Annotated in this window: 23 protein-coding genes; 10 read left to right on the plus strand and 13 right to left on the minus strand. The window is 30.5% G+C overall.

Annotated features, from left to right (window positions below; genetic code table 11):
- Positions 1 to 9 precede the first annotated feature (9 nt).
- The 5 genes from ABNT22_RS13025 to ABNT22_RS13045 form a co-directional block, all read right to left on the minus strand.
- A complete protein-coding gene (locus tag ABNT22_RS13025; RefSeq protein WP_348713849.1) occupies positions 10 to 456 on the minus strand; it encodes a hypothetical protein in 447 nt (148 codons plus the stop codon).
- Position 457: 1 nt separating this feature from the next.
- Positions 458 to 1,036 carry a hypothetical protein gene (locus tag ABNT22_RS13030; RefSeq protein ID WP_348713851.1) on the minus strand — a complete coding sequence of 193 codons (579 nt, stop codon included), beginning with the start codon at positions 1,034 to 1,036 and terminating at the stop codon, positions 458 to 460.
- A 126-nt stretch (positions 1,037 to 1,162) separates the two neighbouring features.
- Positions 1,163 to 1,558, minus strand: coding sequence for a hypothetical protein (locus ABNT22_RS13035; protein ID WP_348713853.1), 396 nt, complete (start codon positions 1,556 to 1,558; stop codon positions 1,163 to 1,165).
- A gap of 99 nt (positions 1,559 to 1,657) precedes the next feature.
- The gene (locus tag ABNT22_RS13040) at positions 1,658 to 3,100 is read right to left on the minus strand and encodes a glyceraldehyde-3-phosphate dehydrogenase (RefSeq protein WP_348713855.1); all 1,443 of its coding nucleotides are present in this window, start codon (positions 3,098 to 3,100) and stop codon (positions 1,658 to 1,660) included.
- 133 nt (positions 3,101 to 3,233) lie between these two features.
- Positions 3,234 to 4,619, minus strand: coding sequence for a trypsin-like peptidase domain-containing protein (locus tag ABNT22_RS13045; RefSeq protein ID WP_348713857.1), 1,386 nt, complete (start codon positions 4,617 to 4,619; stop codon positions 3,234 to 3,236).
- A 136-nt stretch (positions 4,620 to 4,755) separates the two neighbouring features.
- Here ABNT22_RS13045 and dapF point away from each other — a divergent pair, with 136 nt between their 5' ends.
- The 5 genes from dapF to ABNT22_RS13075 all read left to right on the plus strand — a co-directional run bounded on the left by dapF (position 4,756) and on the right by ABNT22_RS13075 (position 9,295).
- Positions 4,756 to 5,529: a diaminopimelate epimerase gene (gene dapF, locus ABNT22_RS13050; RefSeq protein WP_348713859.1), complete on the plus strand. Its 774-nt coding sequence runs from the start codon at positions 4,756 to 4,758 to the stop codon at positions 5,527 to 5,529.
- The gene (locus ABNT22_RS13055) at positions 5,530 to 6,051 is read left to right on the plus strand and encodes a GNAT family N-acetyltransferase (RefSeq protein ID WP_348713861.1); all 522 of its coding nucleotides are present in this window, start codon (positions 5,530 to 5,532) and stop codon (positions 6,049 to 6,051) included.
- The gene (gene mltG, locus ABNT22_RS13060; protein WP_348713863.1) at positions 6,044 to 7,075 is read left to right on the plus strand and encodes an endolytic transglycosylase MltG; all 1,032 of its coding nucleotides are present in this window, start codon (positions 6,044 to 6,046) and stop codon (positions 7,073 to 7,075) included. Before ABNT22_RS13055 ends, mltG begins: the two co-directional genes overlap by 8 nt.
- Positions 7,076 to 8,200: 1,125 nt before the next feature.
- On the plus strand, positions 8,201 to 8,935 hold the full coding sequence (locus ABNT22_RS13070) for a hypothetical protein (RefSeq protein ID WP_348713865.1): 735 nt from the start codon (positions 8,201 to 8,203) through the stop codon (positions 8,933 to 8,935).
- A gap of 96 nt (positions 8,936 to 9,031) precedes the next feature.
- Positions 9,032 to 9,295: a bacteriocin gene (locus ABNT22_RS13075; RefSeq protein ID WP_348713866.1), complete on the plus strand. Its 264-nt coding sequence runs from the start codon at positions 9,032 to 9,034 to the stop codon at positions 9,293 to 9,295.
- A 93-nt stretch (positions 9,296 to 9,388) separates the two neighbouring features.
- Here ABNT22_RS13075 and ABNT22_RS13080 read toward each other — a convergent pair whose 3' ends face one another.
- The 4 genes from ABNT22_RS13080 to ABNT22_RS13095 form a co-directional block, all read right to left on the minus strand.
- Entirely contained in the window at positions 9,389 to 10,225 is an 837-nt protein-coding gene (locus ABNT22_RS13080) for a sterol desaturase family protein (protein WP_348713868.1), read from the minus strand.
- Positions 10,226 to 10,318: 93 nt separating this feature from the next.
- The gene (locus tag ABNT22_RS13085) at positions 10,319 to 11,029 is read right to left on the minus strand and encodes a GNAT family N-acetyltransferase (protein WP_348713870.1); all 711 of its coding nucleotides are present in this window, start codon (positions 11,027 to 11,029) and stop codon (positions 10,319 to 10,321) included.
- 12 nt (positions 11,030 to 11,041) lie between these two features.
- Positions 11,042 to 11,557, minus strand: a complete 516-nt coding sequence (locus ABNT22_RS13090) for a YkgJ family cysteine cluster protein (protein ID WP_348713872.1) — start codon at positions 11,555 to 11,557, stop codon at positions 11,042 to 11,044.
- Positions 11,558 to 11,571: 14 nt separating this feature from the next.
- Positions 11,572 to 12,240 carry a hypothetical protein gene (locus ABNT22_RS13095; RefSeq protein ID WP_348713874.1) on the minus strand — a complete coding sequence of 223 codons (669 nt, stop codon included), beginning with the start codon at positions 12,238 to 12,240 and terminating at the stop codon, positions 11,572 to 11,574.
- 180 nt (positions 12,241 to 12,420) lie between these two features.
- Between ABNT22_RS13095 and argS the strand changes: the two genes are divergently transcribed.
- Both argS and lpdA read left to right on the plus strand, forming a co-directional pair.
- Complete coding sequence (gene argS / locus ABNT22_RS13100; protein WP_348713876.1) at positions 12,421 to 14,358, plus strand: arginine--tRNA ligase; 1,938 nt, start codon at positions 12,421 to 12,423, stop codon at positions 14,356 to 14,358.
- A 119-nt stretch (positions 14,359 to 14,477) separates the two neighbouring features.
- On the plus strand, positions 14,478 to 15,866 hold the full coding sequence (gene lpdA / locus ABNT22_RS13105; protein WP_348713878.1) for a dihydrolipoyl dehydrogenase: 1,389 nt from the start codon (positions 14,478 to 14,480) through the stop codon (positions 15,864 to 15,866).
- 99 nt (positions 15,867 to 15,965) lie between these two features.
- Here lpdA and ABNT22_RS13110 read toward each other — a convergent pair whose 3' ends face one another.
- Together ABNT22_RS13110 and ABNT22_RS13115 are read right to left on the minus strand one after the other, a co-directional pair.
- The gene (locus ABNT22_RS13110; RefSeq protein ID WP_348713880.1) at positions 15,966 to 16,826 is read right to left on the minus strand and encodes a DUF5694 domain-containing protein; all 861 of its coding nucleotides are present in this window, start codon (positions 16,824 to 16,826) and stop codon (positions 15,966 to 15,968) included.
- A gap of 10 nt (positions 16,827 to 16,836) precedes the next feature.
- Entirely contained in the window at positions 16,837 to 17,709 is an 873-nt protein-coding gene (locus tag ABNT22_RS13115; protein ID WP_348713882.1) for a DUF5694 domain-containing protein, read from the minus strand.
- 209 nt (positions 17,710 to 17,918) lie between these two features.
- Between ABNT22_RS13115 and ABNT22_RS13120 the strand changes: the two genes are divergently transcribed.
- From ABNT22_RS13120 to ABNT22_RS13130, 3 genes are all read left to right on the plus strand, one after another.
- Positions 17,919 to 18,962, plus strand: a complete 1,044-nt coding sequence (locus ABNT22_RS13120; protein ID WP_348713884.1) for a sensor histidine kinase — start codon at positions 17,919 to 17,921, stop codon at positions 18,960 to 18,962.
- A 2-nt stretch (positions 18,963 to 18,964) separates the two neighbouring features.
- A complete protein-coding gene (locus tag ABNT22_RS13125; protein WP_348713886.1) occupies positions 18,965 to 19,672 on the plus strand; it encodes a LytTR family DNA-binding domain-containing protein in 708 nt (235 codons plus the stop codon).
- A gap of 460 nt (positions 19,673 to 20,132) precedes the next feature.
- Positions 20,133 to 21,521 carry a TlpA disulfide reductase family protein gene (locus ABNT22_RS13130; RefSeq protein WP_348713888.1) on the plus strand — a complete coding sequence of 463 codons (1,389 nt, stop codon included), beginning with the start codon at positions 20,133 to 20,135 and terminating at the stop codon, positions 21,519 to 21,521.
- 98 nt (positions 21,522 to 21,619) lie between these two features.
- On the opposite strand, the gene ABNT22_RS13135 is transcribed toward ABNT22_RS13130, so the two are convergent.
- The gene (locus tag ABNT22_RS13135; RefSeq protein WP_348713890.1) at positions 21,620 to 22,486 is read right to left on the minus strand and encodes an OmpA family protein; all 867 of its coding nucleotides are present in this window, start codon (positions 22,484 to 22,486) and stop codon (positions 21,620 to 21,622) included.
- 140 nt (positions 22,487 to 22,626) lie between these two features.
- Positions 22,627 to 24,765: an OmpA family protein gene (locus ABNT22_RS13140; RefSeq protein WP_348713892.1), complete on the minus strand. Its 2,139-nt coding sequence runs from the start codon at positions 24,763 to 24,765 to the stop codon at positions 22,627 to 22,629.
- Positions 24,766 to 24,797: the final 32 nt, after the last annotated feature.

Genomic DNA, 24,797 nt, shown 5'->3' on the forward strand with positions numbered 1-24,797 from the left:
AATTAGCTTTTATCCTTCAGGATTAAAAATCCCTAAAGCCATTTTAATATCTATATCCGTATGTACTCCCTCTAAAATTTGTAATGAATCTTTTTGTTGAAGTACTACACCATAATCCAATTCTTTTTCTCTTCTATCAATATAAGTAGTATCACTTTGGGAATTAATTATAGCTACATTAGGTTGTTCTGCAAAATATATCTTGTATTCGTCTTTGTGTTCTTTGTAAAACTGATTTGCATAATAGTTAAAATCTCCAGCCACCTCTTCAATTCCCTCACTACCTTTCAAATGTTCTTCAAAGTACTTCTCCGAAGGCTTTAAAAACAATATACAGTTGCCTTTTACAAAAAATGTTGGGCTACTATTCTTGGAAGAATACTGAACCTTTTTCTTCGTTTCTGTATTCTTACAAGCTACTATACATATTAGTAAGAGTACTATTAATTGTCTCATTTTATTTCCTTACCGTTCCAGTTAAAAAACTTGGTCCTTTAGGCAAAGGATTTCCCGCAGAACGTCTAAAAGAAACTATTTGACCGCAATGCCAAATTGCATCCGCTATTGGTCCGTTTAACTGATTCCAAAATGGATACTCAGCTACGTTTCCATTTCTTCTTGGTATTTTCATTACAAACTTTGATAAATCGTCTGAAGCTTTTAAAATATCACTAGCCTTCTTAAAATTTTCAAGTGTTAATTTTCTCATTTCAGCAAAGGTTAAGGAACCTTCTTTTGGAAATGTCATCTCAACACCTTCTACTGCACTTAATGTCATAATAGACAGTACTAGAATATGATCTACTGTATCAAATAAACTTCTTCCATCTTCACTCGGTTTAAATTTCAAATCTTTATCCTGTAAACCTTCTGTTGCCCAATAATATCTAAACCCAAGACCATCAACTAACCTTCCAGCAACTGTGCCTTCTGTATATTTTTTTGGTGCTTCTGGTATTTCATAATAAGGTAGTTCTTGTGCATTCATAGCAGTACAAAATAGTATTAATAAAAAAGATGTAAAGATTGATTTCATTTCTATGTTTTATGGGCTAAGTTAAAGAAAACTTTTGAGTAATTTCATGCCGAAACCTTTCTCTTATCAACAAAAAAACCGAAGTATTTCTACTTCGGTTTTTAACTATTCTAACATTATATAACACTATCTTCTTAAGGTCATTGTATATACAATGTCTCCTTCAGTTGCAGAAAATAATAGTTCTTTCTCGTTTAACTTTTCTATTTTGAAGCCAGCTGCTAATGCTTTATCATCTTCAAAAGTAACAGCTTTCTCTTCTTCATCAAATTTCCATAGACCTTCTTTTTGATCATTACTCATTTTGATTTGATACTTTCCATCTGCATGAAAACGCATCCAACTATCTTGCTGAGTAAAATCTTGCTTTTGTTCACCAATTTGAACAGAACTTAAAGACCATTTACCAGCGGTTAAAAAGTCAAGTTCATTAATTTCTTGAGCATACGAAAATGTTGAAATAACTATAAGAAATGTGAAAATAGAGAATACTTTCACAAAAAGTGTAAGTACTTTTTTCATAATAAGGGGATATTTTAGGGGTTTATCTTTTCAAAAATAACAAAAAAACCGAAACATTCAAATGTTTCGGTTCTAATTTTATTTATTTCTTAACTTATGTTAATAGTAAGTATAACGACGTACTTTAGCAATATGCTTTGCTAAACGCATTACTTGATGAGAGTATCCATACTCATTATCATACCATACATAAATTACAATTGTATCTCCATCAGCTATTGTAGCTTTGCTATCAAAAATAGAAGGCGCCGTAGTTCCAACAATATCAGAAGAAACTAATTCATTACTTAAAGAGTATTGAATTTGCTCTACTAAGTTACCTTCTAAAGCGTTTTGTTTCATAATTGCATTTACAGACTCAACAGTTGCAGTAGAGTTTAACTGTAAGTTTAATATCGCTAAAGATCCATTTGGTACTGGTACACGAATAGCACTAGAAGTTAATTTCCCTTCTAAAGCTGGCAACGCTTTTGATACCGCTTTTCCTGCTCCTGTTTCAGTAATTACCATGTTTAAAGCTGCTGCTCTACCTCTACGATATTTTTTATGCATATTATCTACCAAGTTTTGATCATTGGTATAGGCATGGATCGTTTCTAAGTGTCCTTTTTTAATTCCGAAGTTATCTTCTAATACTTTTAATACCGGTGTAATTGCATTGGTAGTACAAGAAGCTGCCGAGAAAATATCAATAGTATCTGGGTTATTTTCTAAGTGATTTACTCCATGAACGATATTAGGAATTCCTTTTCCAGGGGCAGTTAATAATACCTTGCTTGCTCCATTTGGAACTAAGTGACGACTTAAAGCTTCTTTATCTCTAAATGCTCCAGTATTATCAATAATTAAAGCATCGTTAATTCCATATTCAGTATAATCGATATCTTCTGGCTTTGCAGCAGAAATCATATATACTGTAGTCCCGTTAATGATTAATGCATTGTTTTCAACATCTACTTGAACCGTTCCTAAAAAATCTCCGTGAACAGAATCAATACTTAATAAAGAAGCTCTTTTTTCTAAAACTGCCTCATTAATTTCTCCACGAGTAACTACTGCTCTTAAACGTAATTGAGAACCTTTACCCATTTTACTGCTTAATTCACGAGCCAATAAACGTCCAATACGACCAAAACCGTATAATACAACATCTTTTGGTTGAATATCAGCTGCTCCAGTAGCATCCGCTAATTGATCCTTTACGAAATCAACTGTATCAATAGCGCTATCTTCTGCTAAATGATATTCGTAAGCTAATTTCCCTATATCTAATTTTGAAGCAGGTAAGTCTATTGATTGAATTGCTTTGGCAATAGCTAAAGCGTCTTCAATGGTAATTGGCTTTGCAACAAACTCTTTTGCATAGTTGATTAAATTTAAAACCTCACTAGCTCTTTTATCTACTAATGGGTTTCTAAATAATACTAATTCAATAGATTTATCATACCATAAATCATTCACGATATTGATAAACTCAACTGTAGCTCTTCTTACTTGTGCTTGATTTACTACTTCTTTTTCGTAATTTGTTATTGTTGACATAGTTGTGTGTTAACTAAATTTAAAAAATTTGCTGCAAAAGTAGTTATTTCAATCGATTTCGTAAACCTTTTATAAAAGAAAAAATCTCATCAAATTTTGATGAGATTTTTTCTTTTATATTTTAATAAACTTCTTAGTATCTAAATCTTTCCACTTGTCCAGACGGACTTACCATTTCTAGTAAAAGTCTTCTTGTTCTACTATAGTTAGCATCTAACATTTGAACAGCCTCTTTAGCCGAAGTTACTTGCTTTCCGTTAATTTTGGTTAAAATATATCCTTTCCCAACCTCAAATTCCTTGAATGCAGCGTTTTGAGTACTTTTAATCTTAGCTCCTCCTTCTATATTATACTTTTGCAGGTCTTTCTTAGAAACATCTTCGAATTCTGTTTGTAAAACTCTACTAACTGGTACTTCTATTAATTTGGTTAACTTCACCACCTTTGTTAGCTCTTCTCCATCTCTATCTACTGTTACGTTAATATACTCACCAGGCCTTTTTGCTGTTAACTGTCCTTTTAAGTCAGAAAATTTAGAAATTTTCACATCATTTACTTTGGTAATAACATCTCCATCTCTTAATCCTGCTTTTTTCGCTCCTCCTTCTTCAAAAACTTTATCAATTTTAACTCCTTCAATTACACCCTCAACATCTTGATGGGGTCTAAAACCAATTAAAGCCTGCTGTACAGAACCGAATTCTAATAAATCATCAACAATCTTCTTAGTAATGTTTGAAGGAACTGCAAATGAATACCCAATAAACGAACCTGTTCTTGAAGTAATAGCTGTATTTATACCAACTAATTCTCCTCTTGTATTAACCAAAGCACCTCCACTATTCCCAGGATTCACAGCTGCATCTGTTTGAATAAAAGATTCTATTTTATTTCCATTCCCTTCTAAATCACGCCCTTTTGCACTCACTATTCCTGCAGTTACAGTAGAGGTTAAGTTATATGGATTTCCAACAGCCAGTACCCATTCACCTACTTTTACATTGTCTGAATTTGCAAACGGTAAATTTGGTAAGTCACCTTCAAAATCTACTTTTAATAAAGCAATATCATTTGCTTCATCTGCTCCAATCAATTCTGCTTTTATTTTCTTTCTATTATTCAAAGTAATTTCAATGTCTGTAGCATTCGCAATTACATGGTTATTAGTAACAATATATCCATCAGGTGAAATAATCACACCACTTCCTGTACCCACTTGCTTGTATTCACGAGTTCCATCCCCACCAAAAAAGAAACTATACGGATCTTGTTTGGTTCTTACAGAAGTGTTTTTAACATGCACTACTGCATTGACTGTTTTTTCTGCCGCTTCAGTAAAATCTGTGGGCTTTGATGATGAATTAATAACTGTAGGTGTATAACCTGCTTTTACTGTTTGTAAAGTAGGCTCTGTTTGCTCTACAACAACTTGTGGTTTTTCAATTAACACTTTGTAGCCTGTAAGCGCAACTGCGCCACCGATAAACGCTACTCCTAAGATTCCAAAAATTTTCTTCATATGCTTACAAATAATTTATGATTCAAATATACATTTTTAACATTTTAACAAAATGTGTTTAACTTCATTTTAACGCATTTTAACCGCTATTTAACACACCTCTTTTCCTCCATAAATATGTATCTTTGCTAACGCAATGATTTTAGATTTTTACAAATATCAAGGAACGGGTAATGACTTTATTATAGTCGATAACCGTACAAAAACCTTTCCAAAAAACAACATCGCTTTAATAAGTAAATTATGTGATCGTCATTTTGGAATTGGAGCAGATGGAGTTATGTTATTGGAAACACATGAAACTGCTGATTTTAGAATGATTTATTACAATGCCGATGGAACCCAAACCATGTGCGGTAATGGTGCTAGATGTATTGTTGCTTTTGCTAAATATTTAGGCATAATCGATTCTAAAACCAATTTCATGGCTCATGACGGAGAACATTATGCTGAAATTTCTGATGGTATTGTATCACTGCATATGATTGATGTAGATGAAGTAAAAGTAAATAATCACTACGTTTTTGCAGATACAGGCACACAGCATCATGTTCAAATGGTAAATGATTTAACAGACTACCCAGTTTATGAACAAGGTAAAAAAATTAGATATGATGTTTATGGAGTACCTGGAAGCAATGTGAATTTTGTTCAGCAAATTGACAACAAAACTTTTCGAGTAAGAACGTATGAAAAAGGTGTAGAAGATGAAACATTAGCTTGTGGTACCGGAGTAACTGCTGTTGCATTGGCAATGCATGCTACAAAAAAAACTACCGAAAACAATCTTACACTTCCAGTTGAAGGAGGGACACTTTCTGTTAGTTTTAATGAACACAATGGTTCATATTCTAATATCTACCTAAGCGGCCCAGCAACTTTTGTTTTTAAAGGACAAATTTCTATTTAAATGAATACCTTAGAAGGACAACATACAATACTTCGTGCTATAGAACCTGAAGATCTTCAGTTTCTTTTTGAAATAGAAAATAACGAAGAGTTTTGGGAAGTTAGTCATACACAAGCACCCTTTTCTAAGTTTCTTTTAAGACAATATTTAGAAAATGCTCATTTAGATATTTATGAAGCTAAACAGTTACGTTTAGTAATTGAAAATGAAAGTGGACAATCTGTTGGAATGATTGATTTATTTGATTTTAATCCGCAACACAAAAGAGCTGGTATTGGTATTTTGATTCATCCCAGCTTTCAAAAACAAGGGTTTGCTTCAGATGCTTTGCAATGTTTGATAAAATATTGTTTCAATCATTTGAATTTACACCAATTATACGCTAATATTACAGCGATCAATTTAAATAGTTTGGAATTATTTAAAAAACATGGATTTCAACAAGTTGGTATAAAAAAAGATTGGATTTTTAGTAATAAAACTTTTAAAGACGAAATACTTTTTCAGTTAATCAATGAATAAAAAAATTATTTACATATCGGTTTTAGCTCTACTTATTATTGGAGGAATTGTCGGATTTAATTTTTATCAGAAAATATTCGGTAATGCGGTAAAAAAAGATGGAGCCATTTATATAGGATCTAACTATCATTTAATGGATGTTAAAAAGCTATTAACCGAGTATATTAATAAACCTGAAAACTTTGTTTGGGTTGCTGAAAAGAAAAAATTTACCAAACCCAAAGGTGGTAAATATTTACTGAAGAAAGGGATGAGTATGAATGATGTGGTCAATTTATTAAGAAGTGGAAATCAAACTCCTATTAAAGTAGCCTTTAATAATCAAGATACTTTGGAAAAATTAGCCGGAAGAATAGCCCAACAAATTGAAGCTGATTCTACTTCACTAATAAATGCTTTTACAGATACTAGTTTTTTAAAGAAAAATGATTTTAGTAAAAAATCGGCATTAGGAATGTATATTCCGAATAGCTATGAATTGTATTGGAACACCTCAGCAGAAAAATTTAGAGATAAAATGCTTCGAGAGTACAAACGTTTTTGGAATACTACTCGATTAGAAAAAGCAAAAAAACAAAATTTGACACCTCAAGAAGCCATTACATTGGCCTCTATAGTTCATAAAGAGACGGTACAAAAAAGCGAGAGACCTACGGTTGCTGGATTGTATTTAAATCGTTTAAGAGATGGATGGCCTTTAGAAGCTGACCCTACAATTATTTATGCAAAACAACAGCAGGATAAAAATATTGTTATTAAGCGTGTTCTCTTTAAGTATATTGACGAAACCAAAGACTCTCCTTATAACACCTATAAAAATAGGGGCTTACCTCCTACTTTAATTGCGATGCCTGATATTTCTGCTATCGACGCGGTTTTAAACCCTCAAAAGCACAATTATTACTTTATGTGTGCAAGTATTGATAAAATCGGTTATCATGATTTTACAAACTCTTTAGCACAACATAATAGAAATGCAGCGAAATACCAAAGATGGATTAGCAAACAAGGAATTAAAAGATAATTTTAACAAAAATTTATTTTCAAAAGTATTTGTTAAATTTTATCAAGTTGATAATTATTCTTGATTTCTATTTTTATCCTCATAAAAAACACAGGGTTTTTTTCCTATTTTGACAAAATGAAAAACACCGTAAATTTCTGATTTTTAGTTTATTACACTTATTTAACATACCTTTGTACCGCTAAACAGAAAGAAATTAATTATTAGAAATTTAGTATTAATAATATTAGGGTTTGTCTTACTAAGTAGTTTTACAAATCCAACAACAAACAAAAAGGGGAAAACAACAACGACTACTGCTACGGTTACTTTTATCACTACAAATGAAAAAGTAAACATTCCTTTTTTACAAAATGACTTCGTAGGTTTTAAAGAAGCAGTTGCTTTTAAAGAATCACAAGGAAAGTATAGAATTGTTAACAAATTAGGTTATTTAGGAAAATATCAATTTGGTAGAGAAACTTTAAAACGTTTTAGAGTTTATAACACACAACAGTTTTTAACAAATCCAGAATTACAAGAGAAAGTTTTTATTGCTTACTGTAAAGTAAATAAATGGATTTTACGTAAAGACATTAGAAGAAGTGTTGGTAAAACTATAAACGGAATTAAAATTACTGAATCAGGTATTTTAGCGGCAGCACATTTAAGTGGAGCCGGTAATGTTAAGAAGTATTTAAGATCAAATGGGCATCATAAATTTAAAGATGCATTTGGTACTTCTATTGAAACCTATATGAAGAATTTTGGGGGTTATGATGTTTCTAACATTAAAGCCAACAAAAAACCAATAGTTTAAAAACTAATTAATTGTTTCAAAAAAGCATCAATCTGCCGATTGGTGCTTTTTTATTTTATTTCATATTTTTTATATTTATGGGTATGAAAAAAATTGCTTTACTTTTTATTACTTTAAGTTTTATCAATTGTCAGAAAAAATTTGAACCTCATAAATTCAATGGAGTTTGATTTAATATGAACAACGATGGTAGTTTCTCTAATTTACCTTCTATCATCTTTAAAAATGATTCTGCTTATTTTTCTGATATGTACTCTTATACTACTAAAGCTCGGTATCAAAATCAACAAAATAAGATAACCTTCTTTTTCAAAAAAGATACGTTAATGCAGAAATTAAGATTTAATACTAAAGACTCAACTTTATATATTGACAATCATAAATACAATTTTTGGAAGAATTATTATGGTAAAAATGATTGTACAAATTATGATTTGATTGGAATAAAAAGTAATATTATTAAAGATTCTATAAGCGGATTCGACTCAGGGTTCCATCTATTCAAAACTGATAAAGATTCTGTTAAATTAAAAATCAATGATAAAATCTTATCCGATAAAACAAACATCAAAAACTTTCTATTTATTAATCACCGAAGTTTTGAAAGACCACCTGTTGCTGTAATTTATATAGGAAAAGGAATCCTACTAAAAGATTTAGTAGAATGTTATATAGAAACGTGGGAGGTAAATTGGCAAAACGTAGTATTAATTACAGATTATAACTTCAAAGAAAATTCATATGCCTTTTTTTTCGATTATTTCCAATTTTCACACAAACAATTAGAGCAGTTTAAAAATACATTGCTCCCTCCTTATCCATCATATAATGAAAGTATGGAATTTTACCTGAAAAAATATTCTCCCAAAATAATTACAATAAACACCAAAGAAGATTTTCATTTCTTAAATACGTCAATAGAAAAGAAAAACCTTCTTATTAGCATCAATCCAAACTTAGATTTAAAAGATTATTTTATCTTAAAACAAAAAATTCGATTTCTAAAAAAAGAGAATAAACGAAAAATTCGAACAGAGTTTAATTTATCTTTATTAAACTAAAGCTATTTGAAAAGAAAAACTTTGCATTCGGAAAGTTAACGCTGTACAATACTTTGCTTCAACCTAAATTAGTGAAAAATACTAATTTAAAATATTATGAAACGAAACATTTTAAACCTAAAAGAGGTAAAAGAATTATCAAAAGAAGATTTAAAAAACGTACAAGGTGGAGTTATTGTAGGTTGGAGTAACTATTGGACTGGAGGTACTAACGAAGGTAATTCTACTCCAATTTATAGTGAACCAGACGATTATGTTCCTACTTGGAAATACAGATGCTATCCAAAAAATTACCAAACTGGAGGAACTTACTATATGAGTAATACTCTATTAAACGGATACGACTGTTATCCTGCATAAGTTAGAAAGAAATACTCTTAATTAAATTTGTAAATTTTTCCTTTAGTATATTAAGAGGTATTAAAAAAGCGAACCTAAATGGTTCGCTTTTTATTATAATTCTTCTAAGTTGGTTGGCTTTCGGTATCCTTGAAAAGGTTGCTTTAATAGCTCTTTTAAACTTGAATTCTTTTCTTCATCTGGAAAAGTATCAACTCCATACACTATTTTCTCTCTATCTAATTCCATGTACGTACCTAATAAGCGATCCCATACAGAAAAAATGTTTCCATAATTAGAATCGGTGTATGGTAGCAAATTATGATGATGTACTTTGTGCATATCTGGAGAACAGATAATATAACTCAACGCCTTATCTAGTTTTCTTGGCAGTTTAATATTAGCATGATTGAATTGTGTTAATACCAAAGAACACGATTGATACAACATTACAATAGCTATTGGTGTACCTACTAAAAATACTCCCATTAAGGTAAATGCAAATCGAATCACACTTTCTATAGGATGATGTCTATTAGCTGTAGTGGTATCTACTTTATGATCTGAATGATGTACCAAGTGCACCATCCACAAAGGTCTTACTTTGTGCTCTACTAAATGTGCTAAATAGGCTCCAAAGAAATCTAAAAATAATACGCCTAATAATACATATAACCACAAAGGCATTTCTGGCAACCAATTAATCAATCCAAAATCATTCGCAACTACCCAATCTGAAGTTTTTAATAACAAGAAGGCCAATACAAAATTGATGATTACCGTTGTTCCGGTAAAAAATAAATTAGGCCAAGCATGCTTCCATTTTTTATAGTCAAACTTAAATAAAGGTACCGCACTTTCAAGCAACCAGAAAAAAGTAATTCCTCCTGTTAATATTAATGCTCTGTGGGTTGATGGGATCGTTTCGAAATAGTTTACAAGGGTTTCCAATATGATATATTTTTTCTAAAAATAGTAATTTCTGATGAATCGCACTTACTACTATTTAATTGCCTTATAACTTCCCTTTATAAAAAGGTATATTTAATCTTGTTTCTGATACATGTTCAATGAGAACTCTTTTACAAAACCTAAGTTTTTATAAAGTCGTTCTGCACCTGAACTAGACAATACTTGAAGCGCTAATATACTATCTTTTGGAAGTTGACACGCTTCTAATGACTTCTTCATTATGGTAGTTGCTACTCCTTGTTTTCTGTACTTCGGATTTGTAGCTATAGCATAAAGACCATAAATCTTTTTATCTTCTACAATTAAACATACTCCAACGGGCACTTCATTTATATAAGCTATATAATAATGCTGATTTTCATATGTAAAACCTTCAACATTCTGTGTTCTTAACCAAGGATACCAATCTGAATAAGCTTCATCAGTTTCATTAAATCCACGTACTTGAACTTCGCTAAAAACTTCTAAATCTGTAGGAGTTGTAACTTTTTTTACTGTTATCGCAATATTTTCATTCCAACTTGAAATTACCTCAGAAGAAGCCGTCATATAAGTGATATTATTAACTAAAGAATAGTTAGTTTCCGGTATAATATTAGTATCATCTGGAATGTATAAAAATTCACTTTCTATTTCTAAATCAAATTTTTGATCCAATATGATACTTATATTAAACTCTCTTCTTTGACTAACAATTGTTTCAATATTTTTAAAACACTGATGTATTCCTCTATTTTGCTTTAAAAAGCATAAATGATGTTCAATTAGTCGCTTCTTATTCATAGCAATTAATATTTAGCGCTTCTTACTTCCCGACATAGGTAATCTCTTCTTCAATTCTTCTACGATTCTATACGTTGCTGGACAAACTTCTGTGTTTTTAATTGTTAAGTTTGTTAACTGAATAAACTTCCTTCTATTGGTATGTGGATACTCAGAGCATGCTTTGGGACGCACATCATAAATAAAACAAGAATTATCGTTTAAATCTAAAAACGGACAAGGTGCAGACTTCAACACATGAAAATCATCAGAGTCAATTTCTAAATATTGTTCTTTGAAATCGGCTACCTTCATTTTCAAATGCTTTGCAATTCTTTCAATGTCTTTATAGGTAAACATCGGACTGGTAGTTTTACAGCAGTTTCCACAGTCTAAACAATCGGTACGTTCAAACTCTTCTTCATGAATTTCTTGAACCACTAAATCTAATCGTTTAGGTGTTCTTTTTTTTAAACGTTGAAAGTATTTTTTATTCTCTTCTAACTTATCTGCCGATAACTTTTTTAAATTTTCTAAGTCTTTGTCCATTGATACATCTTTTATTACTCTACTACTTCGATTATTTCATTCCCTTTAAAATTGTCAAGCCTATCAATTATGGCAGGCATCTTCATTGTTGGGCAATGATTTACAACCACATCAAAATCTTTAGCATAATCTACAGTGGTTAAATAATATTCTTTTTTATTTTTTTCATTCTGATACGTCATTACATATAAGAAGTCTTTTATTCTTTCTATTTCTAGAATAGACCTTTGATCAGATGATAATGATTTATGAGTTTTCAATTCTAACTTTATCTTATTCTTAGAAATCCTAACCAACTTTGTAATAACCTCCACATAGGACTCTAAAGGCCCATAAAAAACAAAAGCATTTTTCTTTATCGCAAACCGAGGGTCTATACCATCACATGGGTCTAACAATACAAACTCATTATTTAACTTTCTCAAAGAAATGTAATGAATCGGAAAATTATAAGTATCAATATTCTTATCCTTTATTTCTACTCCTAACTCTTTTAGAGAAGCACTTATCAATGCCTTATCTAAATCCGATTCCTTCCACGAAATGATACTTTTATAATTCTTTGAATTTCCAGTAGTATCAATAAATATTTGGTGTTTCGTTAAATCTAAAAATCTTGGATTGTTCCTTTCCAAAACAGTATCTTCAATAGTTTCAGGTAATTCTGTTGAAGGTATTTTCATGCTGTTTTTCTCACTTCTAAAACAACCTAATAATAAAAAAAGGGAACATGACTTTATGAGATTTTTAAACATTCTTTTTGGATAAAACACCCTACAAAAATACCCATATAAATTGTTAGAATGAGTTTAAATATCATCCAAATAAATTATGTAATTTTGCACTTCAATTTTAATTAACTAATGAGTATTCAAACATTACTAGAAACTAAAGTAAAAGAAGGATTTTTAGCCTTGTATGATGTAGAAATTCCAAGTGTGGAATTTCAAGCAACCCGTAAAGATTTTGAAGGAGATATCACAGTAGTGGTTTTCCCATTATTACGGTACAAAAAAGGAAATCCAGTTCAAATTGGTGAAGATTTAGGAACCTACTTAGTTGAAAATATTGAAGATATTACTAGTTATAACGTAGTAAAAGGTTTTTTAAACTTAGTAGTTGCGGATAGTTTTTACACCAACTTTTTTAATCAAATTTCTACAGATGAACGCTACGGTTTTGCAAAGGCAGATTCAGTAGATAGCCGTATGGTAGAATATTCTTCTCCTAATACTAACAAGCCTTTACACTTAGGACATGTTCGTAATGTATTATTAGGATATTCTGTTGCAGAAATTTTAAAAGCTGCTGGGCATAAGGTATATAAAACACAAATTATCAACGACCGTGGTATTCACATTTGCAAGTCTATGTTAGCTTGGAAGCGTTTTGGAAACGGTGAAACTCCTGAATCTACAGGATTAAAAGGAGATAAATTAGTTGGTAATTATTATGTAAAATTTGAGCAGGAATTTCAGAAAGAATATTCAGAATTTGAGAAAACTGACGAGTTTAAAAAACAATTTTTAATCGATCAAAATAAAAATTTAGCTGAAAAGCTAACTAATGAAGATGGGGAAAATCATATTATTGCTTCTCCACATCCAACTGATAAGGATTTGTTTGAGTTTGATTTTAGCGATGAAGGTCAAAAGAAAATGTTTAAATCTAACTTCAAGAATGAATATTTCAATAAATTTAGTAAAATTGGTTCAGAAGTAAAAGATATGCTTTCTAAATGGGAATCTGGAGATACTGAAACTGTTTCTTTATGGGAAATGATGAATGGTTGGGTATACGACGGATTCGATGTTACCTACAAAAACATTGGTGTTGATTTTGACAAATTATACTATGAAAGTAACACCTACCTTTTAGGGAAAGATATTATTGAGCAAGGGTTAAAAGACAAAGTTTTTATCCAAAAGGAAGACGGTTCTGTTTGGTGTGACCTAACGGAAGATGGTTTAGACGAAAAGTTAGTTTTACGTTCTGACGGTACTGCAGTATATATGACACAAGATATTGGTACAGCAATTCAACGTGCAAAAGACTTTACGGATTTAAACGGTATGGTATATACGGTAGGAAACGAACAAGATTACCACTTTAAAGTATTGTTCTTAATCTTAAAGAAATTAGGTTATTCTTGGGCAGACCAGTTATACCACCTAAGTTATGGTATGGTTGATTTACCTTCTGGTAAAATGAAATCTCGTGAAGGTACCGTAGTAGATGCGGATGATTTAATGGATGAAATGACGGGAACTGCTCGCGAAATTTCTCAAGAATTAGGAAAATTAGAAGGATATTCTGATGAAGAAAAAGAGGCTTTATACAAAGTGATTGGTTTAGGTGCTTTAAAATATTTTATTTTAAAGGTAGATCCTAAAAAGAGAATTTTGTTTGACCCTCAAGCATCTGTAGATTTCCAAGGAAATACAGGTCCTTTTGTACAGTATACCTATGCAAGAATTCAGTCAATCTTACGTAAGGCTACATTTGACTATTCAGCTCAAGTAAGTGTTGAGTTACACGAAAAAGAAAAGGAGTTAATCAAACAATTAGAATTATATCCTGAAGTAATTCAGCAAGCAGCTAAGAATTATTCGCCAGCTGTTATTGCTAATTATACCTATGATTTGGTAAAAGAGTTCAATTCTTTTTACCAAAACGTATCGATTTTAGGAGAAGAGAATCAAGATAAAAAAGTATTTAGAATTCAGTTATCTAAAAAGGTAGCTGATACTATAAAATCTGCATTCGAATTATTAGGAATTCAGGTTCCTGAAAGAATGTAATTTCGCGTTAGGGATTGAATGGTTTGTTTGAGCTCGTTTAAGAAAACAATAGCGAGTAATGAAAGCCCGCTCGAACGCCCAAAACAATATTAAAACAAACAACAAGAAAATTAAACATCATGAAATACGACGTATTAGTAATTGGAAGTGGTCCTGGAGGTTATGTAACCGCTATTAGAGCATCACAATTAGGATTTAAAACTGCCGTAGTTGAAAAGGAAAACTTAGGTGGTATTTGCTTAAACTGGGGATGTATTCCAACAAAAGCATTATTAAAATCTGCTCAAGTATATGATTATTTAAAACATGTTGATGAGTACGGATTAAAAGCAGAGGCAATTGATAAAGATTTTGAAGCTGTTATTAAACGTAGTCGTGGTGTTGCTGAAGGAATGAGCAAAGGTGTTCAATTCTTAATGAAGAAAAATAAAATTGATATCATCGACGGATTTGGAAAGGTAAAACCTGGAAAGAAAGTAGATGTTACTGATGCAGATGGAAAAGTTACTGAATACAGTGCTGACCATATTATTATTGCTACTGGAGCACGCTCTCGTGTGTTACCAAACTTACCACAGGATGGTAAAAAAGTAATTGGATACCGTGAGGCAATGAGTTTACCAACACAACCAAAATCGATGATTGTTGTAGGTTCTGGTGCTATTGGAGTTGAGTTTGCTCATTTCTATAACTCAATGGGTACTGAGGTTACTATTGTTGAGTTTATGCCAAACATTGTTCCTGTTGAAGATAAAGATGTTTCTAAGCAAATGGAACGTTCTTTCAAAAAAGCTGGTATTAAAGTAATGACGAGCTCTTCTGTTGAGTCTGTTGATACTTCTGGTGACGGAGTAAAAGCTACTGTTAAAACAAAGAAAGGTGAGCAAGTTTTAGAAGCTGACGTTGTTTTATCGGCAGTTGGAATTAAAACAAACATTGAAAACATCGGATTAGAAGATGTTGGAATTATTACTGATAGAGATAAAATCTTAGTAAACGATTGGTACCAAACAAACATTCCAGGTTATTATGCTATTGGTGATGTTACTCCTGGTCCTGCTTTAGCGCACGTTGCTTCTGCGGAAGGAATTACTTGTGTTGAAAAGATTGCAGGTGTACACACTGAAGTTATCGATTATGGAAATATTCCTGGGTGTACATACGCAACTCCAGAAATCGCTTCTGTTGGTTTAACTGAAGAAAAAGCTAAAGAAGCTGGATATGAATTAAAAGTTGGTAAATTCCCATTCTCTGCTTCTGGTAAAGCAAAAGCAGCTGGAACTCCTGATGGATTTGTAAAAGTAATTTTTGATGCTAAATATGGTGAATGGTTAGGATGCCATATGATTGGTGCTGGTGTTACGGATATGATTGCTGAAGCGGTTGTTGCTCGTAAATTAGAAACTACTGGACATGAAGTATTAAAAGCAATTCACCCTCACCCAACAATGAGTGAAGCAGTAATGGAAGCAGTTGCTGATGCTTATGATGAAGTAATTCATTTATAATAAAAAATCAAAACCTTTAGATTTTTAGAAACAAGAGAATAGATATAAAAAAGCCTCGCAAATTGCGAGGCTTTTTTATATGTAAAAGTTCTATCTATACTATTTCAAATAATCAAATGTATTGACCATTTTATACTTTGGACTTCTACTTATAAAGTCTCTAAAAAAAGCAGTATGACTTGCTCCCATTAATATAAACACTCGGTCATCTTCGTTAAGTTCTATTCTGTTTAAATTGGTGTACATTCTTAAGTTTCGTTGATAATATTTTGCTGCCTCATCAGCTCCTTCAAAATTATCTTTTGTGGCAGCATGTGTTAACATATCTGCGTTAACTGTGATTAAAAAATCTAGAAAACGATCGTGGTTGGTTTGTTTTAACTTTTCTAAAAGGTTTAATTGAGTTTCATCATAGTTAACTTCAGGATAATATTTTAAAGGGTTTTTATAATACTTTTCATACCATTCAGCATCTACTTCATTTTTTATCTCTGCTCCAATATTATAATTATAACTCATTTTATGATCGATACCATAAATTCGTTTTGTATTTGACAACCTTCCCAATTCATACGCTAGTAACTCCACTTCATCTGGCCTTTCAAACTTCATATTTGGGTTATCCACATACGCCTTATACAGCGATTGTAACTTTTCATTATACGATGCAGTTGTTTCCACAATAATAACAGTAGGCTTAAACTGAGCTAACATTGCTGCCACTTTATGAACTTCTTCTTGATTTTTTTTATCATGTTCATCAAACTCTGTTTTGGTCGCATCTGAAGTTTCTCCCATATGAAAGGTTCCAAAATTTAGTACCGGAATTTTCTTTAAATCACTCGTTGCTTCTTGCTGAACTATTTGTTCTTTTTCTTTTGTTTTTTCGTCCGATTTTTGTTTTGCACATGCAGTAAGTAACAAAACTGCAGTTGCCAATAGTAAGTATATTTTTTTCATATTAATTTTATTAAAGTTTAGTAATCTCTTCAAAGCTTTTCAAATTGAAATCTACAGATGATTTTGCCAAGAAATTTAAAATTGATAAGTGTCCTGCTCCCATTAACACAAATACTTTATCCTCTCCAGCATTATTCATATTTAAAATATTTTGAAAAATTCTTAGGTTTCTGCTATACCACCAAATTGAATTGTCTGCTCCAAAATAATCTCCTTTTTCTGCCTCTCCCATTTTAAACTCACCAATTAAGTAATGCCCGTGATTATGGCTAACAACATCTAGATTATTCATGATTTTAAAATACTCTATCAAAGACATTTCCGTTTTTAACTTATCTCCTTTTTCATATAAACTAAAATAGGTGTCGTTAATATCCATTTCTCTTTTAAACATTGCTGGACCTGCCTTTTGAACATAATAGTTCTTCTTTGCTTTATATTCTTTTTGAGTTAAATCACTCTTAAAATTTCTTGAAGGAGCATCTACTGCATACAACTTTTTATGTCCTAATTCTTTACCTAACTTAAATGCTACTTGAAAAATTTCGTTTGACTTTAATGTGAACTTTCCATCTAAATAAGCAGTATATAGAGAGTCTAGTTTCTTCTGTCTGCTTGCCTTCCACTCTACTCCTATTTTTGTAGGTGCGTATTTTTTAATAACATTTAGTAATTCTCTTAATTCTTTTTGACGCTTTTCTGAAAAGATATCTACCGTATGCTTTGGTTTATAACTATCTAATTGTGGATTTGCAAAATGGAATGATCCTAAGATTAATAAATCTGATGACTTGACATTTTTAAAATGTTCATCTATTTGAGCTTTTTGAGCAAATATTGAAGTTGTAATAAACAAAATGATTAGTAAAATTCTTGATTTCATGGTTCTAAGTTTTTGATTTCGATACTCCAAAAGTATGTACTTAGTCTCCTTTAAAACCTCAATTTCAACCAACACTCAAATACATCGTATCAATCCTACAAAACATTACATCATCTATTTCATTGTATGGTTTTACCTGTTTGTCCTAAAAAACAGAAACTACATCTTAAAAAGAAAAAGAAAGTTACCTTTATGGCTACTTTTGAACTATGGAATTAAAAAACACATATAAATACCACTTAGTTTTAGGGCTCATAATTGTAGGAATGGACTTATTTCGAAGTTATGTAACGGGTGGTCACGAACGTTTCTTCTCAAACCTTCAACTAGGACTATTATATAAAACAACTTTCTATATTACATTCTTTAGTGTATATGCAATTAATGTTGGAATTATTTGTCCGAGAACTTTAGCTAAGAAAAATCTTATCTATTTTGTTCTTGGTCAAATTTCATTGTTTTTCATTTTTGCTGGTATTCGTTTTTTTTTAGAAGAAATTGTGGTGTATTCTATTGGAGGCTTTCACAATTACTCTGATAGCTCACGTACTTTTTGGTATTATATTTTTGACAATTCTTATTACAGTTTAAAAATCATTTTATTTAGTACATTTATTTATTTACTATTTCGTTTTTTAGAAAATAAAAACAAAATTCATGAACTAAAATTAGAGCACCAGAAAGCAGAATTAGATGCATTAAAAACACAATTAGAGCCTCATTTCCTATTTAATACCTTAAATGTTTTTTATTCTGAATTGGCAGAAAAACAGCCAGAAACTGCCAAGGGCATTCATAAACTCTCCGAGTTATTACGATATCTTACTTATGAAGCTCAAAAAGACTATATGCCTTTGACAAAGGAACTTAAATTTATCAAAGACTATATTTATTTTTATGAAAAAAGATTTGAGAACAATTTGTTTCTAAATCTATCTATAAAAGGTGAAGTAAAAGAGCAAGAAATTCCTTCATTAGTACTAGTACATTTTATTGAAAATATTTGCAAGCATGGCATTATCAATGATTCCGATAATCCAGCTGAAATATCTATTACCGTACATTCAGACTCTTTAGAACTTAGAACTAACAACAAAGTATCTAATGTTAAGAATTATAGTAGTAAAGGAATAGGACGAGAAAATCTAAAGAAACGTTTAGAGTTATTATTTTCTAACAACTTCATTTTTGAACATAAAGAAACAAACAATATGTTTACTTCATATTTAAAAATACCTATAAAAAATAGCTAACCATGAAAATTTTAAAATGTTTAATTGTTGATGATGAAGCACCTGCAATAAGATTATTGGAATCCTATGTAAAAAAAGTTCCTTTTTTAGAACTTGTTGGGTCTACAACTAATCCAATTGAAGCTATTAGTATTATAGAATCTGAAACCCTCGATTTAGTTTTCTTAGACATTCAAATGCCCACAATTACAGGTATTCAGCTATCTAAAATTATAAAGGACAAAATCAATATTATTTTTACAACTGCGTATCCTCAATTTGCCTTAGAAAGTTATGAGTTAAATGCTATTGATTATCTTCTCAAACCTTTCGAATTTGAACGTTTTTATAATGCGATTTTAAAGGTAAAGCCAACAAAAGATATCAAACCAATAACTAATAGTGATACATATATTTTTATAAAAACCGATGGAAAAAATAATTTTGAAAAAGTATATACAAACGAAATACTATATATAGAAAGTTTGAAAAATTATGTTTCTCTTCATTTAAAGAATAAGCAAATTATTACTTACAGTACCTTAAAACATTTTGAAAATGAATTGTCATCTAAAAATTTCGTCAAGATTCATAAGTCATTTATTGTAGCTATTCAGCATATTTCTAAAACAGATTCTCTTTCTGTTTACCTAAGTAATGGAAAAAACTTACCTATTGGAGATACTTATAAGAAGCATTTTTTTGAAAAAATTAATAAACTGCTCCTTTAAAAATATTTTTATTTCTTAATAGTTTCCTAATTATTAAATATTTAACAAATTAATTTTCTTTTTTTTCTAACCTTCGCAATAAATATGTTAAAAAGTTACAATTTTCGGCACGATAATTGTTTTAACATAGTCTTAACAAAAACATCTATACTATGATAAACTATCTACTATCACGTTTACATTTTGTGGGAGAGTTGTTATGAAAAAAGAAAAACTAAAAACCGAAGCTGCTACTTCGGTTTTATTTTTTATTTCTAAATTAGTTTCTTTACTGCGTGAAAAATCTTTGCAACCTTTAAATCAAAAGGTTACCTTACCATGCATAAAACTCAAATAATTTGTTAAATTCTTTGAAAAGAACAGTAAAAAAAGTATTTTCGGCTCTTATTTAAAGAATTAATACCCCTGTATTAGATATTTTATTATATTTAATATGAACACCCTAAAAACCTACAAAAAAATGAAAAAATTAGCATTTCTAACTCTCTTAGGATTAGCTATTGTATCTTGTAAGGACGATAAACCTGCTAAAGATTATTTAGTTCTTTCGGGTAAAATAGAAAACTTAAAAAAGAGAAATCTAACACTATCTGGTTTTAACTTTGAGAAAAGAATAAAATTTGATAGAAAAACTAGTTCTTTTGTTGATACTCTTAGAATTGACAGAGATGGTTATTACACCCTTATCTACGATAAAAACAAAGCTTTAACGCTTTATCTTTCAAAAACAGATGATACTGGAGTTTTGTTTGATTCGAAAAAAGCAGACTTAATTAATTTTGAAGGAAAAAATGCAAATATCAATGCATACTTCGTAGAAAGAGCTAAAAAATATCCAGAAATTTTTGGAAGCGCTCGTAAATTATATTCATTAGAAGAAAGTGAATTTGTTGATAAAGTAGACGAATATAAAGAAGCTTTAACTGACTTGACTATTAGCAGTAATTTACCTGCTGATTTCTTAAAAAGAGAAGTTCAAAATATAGAAAGTGAGTGTTTAAGAAACTTAAGTTTATATCAAAAGAATTACAGATTACTTTCAGGAGATAACGAATATGTTGTATCTGAAAACTTCCCTAATGTATTAGAAGATTTATCTTTTAATGAAGCTAATAATTATATGGACTCATTTTCTTATTCTAAGTTAGTTTCTGAAGAGCTTGAGAAAAAAGCTAAAGAAAATAATAAAGAAGGTGAAGATTTTTATTTAACACATTTAGAAACAATTCAGACTGAAGTAACTGATAGTTTAATTAAAAACGACTTGTTATATAAGAGAGTTAAAGGTGATATTACATATACTGAAAACTTAAAAGAGTACTATAATAAATTTATGGGGTACTCTACCAATAAAGGTCACAAAGAAGAAGTTACTAAAGATTACGACTTATTAAAAACAGTTGCAAAAGGTAAACCTGCTCCTAAGTTTAAAGATTATGTAAACTATAATGGAGGTACTACTTCATTAGATGATTTATTAGGACATGGAAAATATCTTTATATTGATGTTTGGGCAACGTGGTGTGGTTTCTGTAAAAGAGAAATTCCTTTATTAAAAAGATTAGAGCAAGAATATCATGGTAAAAACATTGAGTTTGTAAGTATTAATGTTGATACACAAGATAAACTTGAAAAATGGAAAGAAACTATTGTTAATAGAGAAATGACTGGTGTACAATTATTTAGTGGACAAAGTCATCTACGTTTACCTTGGGCGCAAAACTTCTTAATTAAAGGTTTACCAAAGTTTATTTTAGTTGATCCTGATGGAAATATTGTTAGCTCAAATGCTCCTGCACCATCTCAAGGTGAAAAACTAATTAATATGTTTGAAGATTTAGGAATTTAATAAATTCTTACAACAATAAAAAAAGCCCAAAGTATATACTTTGGGCTTTTTATTTATAAACAAACTTTTAATTTATAATAGCAATTGCTTTTGTTGTGTTAAGGTGTTATTTTCTCCTCTTCTGCTAACAAACCAAAAAACTTATCCAAATTCGGTAGTATCACGATTCTAGTCCTTCTATTTCGAGCTCTATTAGCTCGAGTATTATTCTCTACTAAAGGTACTGAACTTCCTCTTCCAGATGCAATAAGTCTACTAGCATCAACCCCATATTTCTTCTCTAGGATTCTTACAATTGATGTTGCTCTTTTTACACTTAAATCCCAGTTATCTTGTAATACAGCTGTATTAATGCTTCTAGAGTCTGTATGTCCCTCTATCATTACATCCATACTTGGTTCTGAGTTAATTACTTCAGCTAATTTTTTAATGAGCTTATAAGCACTCTTTTTGACTCTATAGCTTGCTGTATTAAATAGCATTTTATCTGAAACAGAAATCATCACAACTGTTTGGTCAATATCAATATTAATATCATCAGAATTCTCTAAGTCATTCGTATTAATAGATTTCTTCAAGTTATGAGCTATCGCAACATTCATAGAATCTTTTAAAGTTTTTACTCCTTCTAACTCTGAAGGATCTACCTTTGATAAAGTAGCTCTCATCTTTTTCTTTAATGAATTAGATATCACGGTATTCTCAACCATATCTAACTTTACATTATTTTCTTCTTCTAAAGATGCATTTACATTTTTAAGAGAGTTAATTTTATTGTTATAATCACTCACTCTCGCTTCTATTTTAGCGAATTTCGCTTCCAATTGTTCCTTCTCAAGAGTTGTTTTTTGCAAATTACCTCTTGTGTCATTATAACGCTGTTCTAACTCTACATATTTCTTTTTTGAAACACATGAAGTTGTTAATACAGCAAGTACTGCTAAAGGGAAAATTACTTTTTTCATGATATGTTTATTACTATTTACATTTACTCTTATAACTTCATCTATTGGCTTTTATTATATCTAAAATCAAAAAGCTCTGTTAAAAAACAGAGCTTCATGGTGCGTATTTCTACGGCTTCAATTTAAGGGGAAACTTAAATCTATAATTTCAGCTGCTTTGCTGATTTAATATTGTCTTCACAATTATCGTCTTCTTTTAAACATTTGTCATTTCCTTTTGAATCAGACTTTTTAAAGTTCTTTCTTAAAAATTGTAGAAAATTATTCCTTCTTGATATTTTCTTTTGAACCTTTATTTTTTCAGCTTCCTGACGAGCTTTTATATTTTCTCCTCCTTTTACAATGTAAAAATAAGATCGTCTATTCTTTTGATGATCTACATCTGAACACTTCTTATTGCTATCATCACAATTATTCAATAATTGATCTTCTCCATACCCAATAGCACTTTCTATTCTGTTTTTTGAAATACCTCTAGAAATAATATAATCTCGAGTAGCTTTAGCTCTTCTATCTGATAACTTTCTATTATAATCCTTACCTCCTCTACTATCCGTATGTGATTCAATCTTGATTACTACTTCAGGGTGATTCGTCATTACCGTAACAATATTCTCTAATTCGTATTCAGCATCTTCTCTAATTAAAGCTCTGTTATAGTCAAAATAAATCGGATTTATTACAATTTGGTTTCCAACAATTAACGGAGTTAAAGTTATATCCTTTCGTATTTCCTCACCTCTTTTTTCTCTTGTTGTAATGGTAGTTGCATTCGACCTATGGTCAAACTTACTCACTTGTACTATAAATTTAGTACTACATAAAACATTTGTAAAAGAATAACCTCCATTTACATCAGAGAGTGTTTCACTTATTACTCGACCGTTTGTTCCAACTAATTTAACTACGGCTCCATCAATAAAACCATTGGTTTTAGCATTTGAAATAACTCCTGTCACTGTTTGGTAGCATACAGGAGGATCTGAATAGATAAAAAAGCTATAAATATCATCATCTCCTTTTCCTCCTCTTCTATTAGAGGAGAAAAAACCTTTTTTACCATTTTCATTCAAGAAAAATGAAAAATCATCTCTTTTACTATTGAATGGATATCCTAAATTTTTTGCACTAGAAAAGCTATTATCTGATTTAATTTTAGCTTGAAAAATATCAAGCAAACCTAAACCTAAGTGTCCATCAGATGAAAAATACAATGTATTATCTTCTCCAATAAAGGGAAACATCTCTCTTCCAGGGGTGTTTATTTTTTCTCCTAAATTTTCAGGTTCTCCATACTCACCTTCATCATTGACTGAAACTTTGTAAATATCTGTTCCGCCATAACCATCAGGCATATTAGAAACAAAATACAATGTTTTTTCGTCAGGACTCAAAGCAGGATGTCCTACTGAGTATTCATCACTATTAAAAGGTAATTCAGTAACGTTAATCCAATATCCGTTTACCAAAGAAGCTTTGTATATTTTTAGATTGGACGTATTCTTTTTATCCTTTCCAACCTTTTTACCATTAGAATTGTTTCTTGTAAAGTAAATCGTCTTACCGTCTTTTGAAAAAATAGGTGTAGATTCATGTACATCCGTTGTTATAGGAGCTTCAAAAAGCTCCTGATTTACCAAACGCAAAATGGTATCTTTTTTACTTTCCTCTAAAGTTGTAATTTCTTCATCAGATTTATAAATATTTAAAAATGGTTGGTTATTCCATTTATAAATTCGTTCTCGTTTCGTATTCTTAGGAAGAGCAGATGTAAAATATACTTTTCCATTCAACAAGAAACCTCCAAAATCCGATAAAGGAGAATTAACTCCTAGGTTTCGTATACTAATTCTTTTATCATCATTTTTAGAAAAATCAAGTAAATAATCTTCATTCTCAAGCTCATTTGTTAAACCAGAATGCGCTCCTTTTGAAGCATATACATGAAGTATCGAGTCCGACTCTTTATATTTTCCAATACTTCTTAATACCTGAGCATACTTAAACAAGTACTTATTATCAATCTCTTGATAATTCTTTAAAAGCTTTTGATACCATTTTTCGGCCTGTTCTGTATCTGCATTATTATAATACGAATCAGCTAACCTAGATAAAACATGTTGCGAACTGTCTCCTTTTTGAAGTACTAGAGCTTCATAAATCTTAGCAGATTCCATAAACGAAAACTCGTCGAAATAACGATCTGCTACTTTTAAACTTTGACTAAATAAATTTCCCCCTACTATAAAAAATAGTATAGGTAATAACCTAACATTCATATTCTTTTAATATAAATTATACAATAAGATGG

The organism is Tenacibaculum sp. 190130A14a, assembly GCF_964048965.1.
GTDB classification, from domain to species: Bacteria; Bacteroidota; Bacteroidia; order Flavobacteriales; family Flavobacteriaceae; genus Polaribacter; species Polaribacter polynesiense.